The sequence below is a fragment of the Stenotrophomonas sp. 2YAF22 genome (assembly GCF_052114665.1).
GTDB classification, from domain to species: domain Bacteria; phylum Pseudomonadota; class Gammaproteobacteria; order Xanthomonadales; family Xanthomonadaceae; genus Stenotrophomonas; species Stenotrophomonas indicatrix.
In genome coordinates, this window is sequence record NZ_JBFRFE010000475.1 from 1 (window position 1) to 3,424 (window position 3,424).

The 3,424-nt window shown below is 66.4% G+C and carries 4 protein-coding genes and 1 pseudogene; 3 read left to right on the plus strand and 2 right to left on the minus strand.

Features of this window, described 5'->3' with window-relative positions; genetic code table 11:
* Together AB4Y84_RS16705 and AB4Y84_RS16710 are read right to left on the minus strand one after the other, a co-directional pair.
* Positions 1-105: pseudogene (locus AB4Y84_RS16705) on the minus strand (BolA family transcriptional regulator); the annotation flags it as partial.
* Positions 102-401 carry a YciI family protein gene (locus tag AB4Y84_RS16710; protein WP_025876500.1) on the minus strand — a complete coding sequence of 100 codons (300 nt, stop codon included), beginning with the start codon at positions 399-401 and terminating at the stop codon, positions 102-104. The pseudogene AB4Y84_RS16705 and the gene AB4Y84_RS16710, both read right to left, overlap by 4 nt.
* Positions 402-775: 374 nt before the next feature.
* Between AB4Y84_RS16710 and AB4Y84_RS16715 the strand changes: the two genes are divergently transcribed.
* The 3 genes from AB4Y84_RS16715 to rluB all read left to right on the plus strand — a co-directional run.
* The gene (locus AB4Y84_RS16715) at positions 776-1,681 is read left to right on the plus strand and encodes a segregation and condensation protein A (protein WP_140225759.1); all 906 of its coding nucleotides are present in this window, start codon (positions 776-778) and stop codon (positions 1,679-1,681) included.
* 13 nt (positions 1,682-1,694) lie between these two features.
* Entirely contained in the window at positions 1,695-2,567 is an 873-nt protein-coding gene (scpB, locus tag AB4Y84_RS16720; protein ID WP_140227409.1) for an SMC-Scp complex subunit ScpB, read from the plus strand.
* Positions 2,560-3,424: 23S rRNA pseudouridine(2605) synthase RluB (gene rluB / locus AB4Y84_RS16725; protein WP_442250479.1), on the plus strand; the 865-nt coding region annotated here is incomplete at its 3' end. The genes scpB and rluB, both read left to right, overlap by 8 nt.

The window sequence follows — 3,424 nt, forward strand, 5'->3', positions numbered from 1 at the left end:
GGCATGGCCTGCATGGCGATGGCTGTCGTCTTCGATCTCAAGCACGCTGGGGGCCAGCGCGTGCTGCAGCGCGTCACGAATCTGCTCGATCCGTTCCGCGTTCACGGCAGCACCTTGCGGAACGGTCGCACCTGCACCCGCACATAGACGCCTGCGGCAACATAGGGATCGGCATCGGCCCAGGCCTGGGCCTGCTGCAACGAGTCGAAGCCGGCAATCACCACCGAGCCGCTGAACCCTGCCGGGCCCGGGTCTTCGCTGTCGATCGCCGGACACGGCCCGGCCAGAAGCAGGCGGCCTTCATCGCGCAACGCGGTCAACCGTGCCAGGTGCTCGGGCCGCGCCTGCAGCCGCTGGGCCAGTACATCCTGGCCGTCATATCCTTCAATCACATACCACACCGGCATTTCCTCGCTTGCGTTGCTGGTGAAGCAATTCTAGCCAATCCAGCCCCGCGCCCGGCCTCGGCTGGACACTGGCGCGGCAAAGGCTTACCCTAGGAACCATTGCACGTGGCTGGATGCAGCAGCCCGTCGGTTTTTGCGGCCAAACGCAGCCCCCGACGACCGACCCGCTGCTTCGAACCGGTCCACCCGACCGGGCCCCGTAGACGACCTCCCCGTAGTCCTGTCGCTGCCGTGTCCTGCGGAGCGTCCTGTTGTTTGATGTGTGGAACCGCGCCGAGACAGGCGCGCCTGGTGTCCTGGCGGTCCGTGGCAGTTGCCCGGTGTGCCAGCTACCGCGACTGGTCCGTTGCAATCCTGATCTCCATTAGATGACTTCCGAACTCGCGCTCGACGCGAACACGCCAACCCGGCCGCCCGCCCCCCAGCAGCAGGAAATGCCGCTGGCCGTGGTGCATGGGCAACCGGTCCTGCAGATTCCGCAGGACCTGTACATCCCGCCGGATGCGCTGGAAGTCATCCTGGACGCCTTTGAAGGACCGCTGGACCTGCTGCTGTACCTGATCCGCCGGCAGAACCTGGACGTACTGGACATTCCCGTGGCCGAGATCACCCGGCAGTACGTGGAATACATCACCGTGATGCGCGAGCTGCGCTTCGAGCTTGCCGCCGAGTACCTGGTGATGGCGGCGATCCTGGCGGAAGTGAAGTCGCGCATGCTGCTGCCCCGCCCCCCCAGCGTGGAGGGCGAGGAAGCCGATCCGCGTGCGGAGCTGGTGCGACGGCTGCAGGAGTACGAACGCTTCAAGCAGGCCGCCGAGGATATCGACGCCCTGCCCCGGCAGGACCGTGACACCACCGTGGCACATGCCTTCATGCCCGAGCGCGCCGCAGTGAAGCTGCCGCCGCCGGTGGACCTGAAGGAAATGCTGATGGCGCTGCACGACGTGCTCAAGCGCGCCGAGCTGTTCACCGGCCACGCCATCAAGCGCGAGGCGCTGAGTGTCCGGCAGCGCATGGGTGAAGTGCTGGGGCGGCTTGAAGACGGCAAGTTCTATCGTTTTGAAAACCTGTTCACCGCCGAAGAAGGCAAGCTGGGCGTGCTGGTCACGTTCCTGGCAGTGCTGGAACTGGCTAAGGAGCAGCTGCTGGACCTCGTGCAGGAAGAACCGCTGGCGCCGATCTACGTGAAGTCCCTGGCCGCCGGCAATACCAATGCCCCGCTGCAGTTCAGCAGCGAGTTCGACGACAACGACGCCGCCAATGAAAACGAGTGAGCGCTGACTGCCGATGGATCAAACGCTGATCAACCGCATTGTCGAAGGTGCGCTGCTGGCCTCCAGCCAGCCGCTCACCCTGGCCCAGCTGAAGGACCTGTTCCCGGAAGACGAGCCGGCACCGCCGGGCAGCATCGAACGTGCGCTGGAACGGCTGCGCGAGAGCTGCCAGGACCGTGGCGTGGAACTGGTGGAGGTGGCTTCGGGCTTCCGCTACCAGGTGACCGCCGAAGTACATGGCTGGATCAGCCGGCTGTGGACCGAACGCAAGACTCGCTATACCCGCGCCACCCTGGAAACGCTGGCACTGATCGCCTACCGGCAGCCGATCACCCGTGGCGAGATCGAGCAGGTGCGCGGCGTGGCGGTCAGCAGTAACATCATCCAGGCACTGGAAGAGCGCGAGTGGATCCGCGTGGTCGGCCACCGCGACGTACCCGGCAAGCCCGCCCTGTTCGGCACCACCAAGGGCTTCCTGGACTACTTCGGGCTGAAACGCCTGGACGAACTACCGCCCCTTTCCGAGCTGAAGGACCTGGGCGACCTGGAGCCGCAGCTGGCGCTGGATCGCGACGCCCCGCTCGCCGCCAGCGCCGAGGGCCCGGACGTGAGCGCCGACCCGGACACCGCGGCAAATGACGACACCAGCACCACCGCTGGCGACACCCCCGATTCTGCCGACGCACTCCCTGCGGCGGCCGACGATGAGCAAGCACCTTCGCCCTCCGATGATGGGCACCCCGATTCCGCGCCGGGCGAGCGCGCGGTGACAGTGAACGAACGCGAAGACAACGCCGTCGCGAAGACGACCGTGGCTGTTGACCAAGCCGATTCCGAACCAGAGGCCGACCTCGAAACCGTCGGCCGGAGCAAAACTGATGAGTGACACCCCCCGCAAGCCCTCGTTGAACAAGCTTTCGCTCAAGCGCGAAGCCACGTCCGAACAGTTCAAGCTGGAAGAACGCCTGCACAAGGTCCTGGCCCAGGCCGGCCTCGGCTCGCGTCGTGCGCTGGAACAGCGCATTGCCGAAGGCCTGGTCAAGGTCAACGGTGAAGTCGCGCAGACCGGCATGTCGGTCAAGAGCGGCGACAAGATCGAGCTCGACGGTCGCGGCTTCGTCGCCACCGCGCTGGCCGAGCCGTCGCGCGTGCTGGTCTACAACAAGCCGGAAGGCGAAGTGACCACGCGTGAAGACCCTGAAGGTCGCCCGACCGTGTTCGAATCCCTGCCGGCGCTGAAGGGTGCCCGCTGGATCGCCGTCGGCCGCCTGGACATCAACACCACCGGCCTGCTGCTGGCGACCACCGACGGTGAGCTGGCCAACGCCATGATGCACCCCTCGTTCGAGGTTGAGCGCGAGTACGTGGTGCGCGTGCGTGCCCCGGAAGGCGAGGACAAGGTGCCCGATGCCGTCGTCGACCGCCTCACCCGTGGTGTCGCGCTGGAAGATGGCCCGGCCAAGTTCGATGAGATCGAACGCATCGGCGGCACCGATTCGCACGACTGGTTCCGCGTCGTGGTGAAGGAAGGCCGCAACCGCGAAGTGCGCCGCCTGTGGGAATCGCAGGGCTGCCAGGTCAGCCGCCTCAAGCGCACCCGCTACGGCAAGGTCAGCCTGCCGCGCGAACTGGCCCGCGGCCAGTCCGTCGAACTGCCGRGCAGCCAGGTCGAAGCGCTGCGCGCCGAATTGAAGCTGGAAGAAGGCGCGCCGTCGGCCCTGACCCTGCAGCCGGTGATCGGCC

What these genes read in the sequence shown, in the direction of transcription:
- AB4Y84_RS16715 (WP_140225759.1), top strand. Translation starts at nt 776, where the DNA reads ATGACTTCCGAACTCGCGCTCGACGCGAACACGCCAACCCGGCCGCCC.
- scpB (WP_140227409.1), top strand. Translation starts at nt 1,695, where the DNA reads ATGGATCAAACGCTGATCAACCGCATTGTCGAAGGTGCGCTGCTGGCC.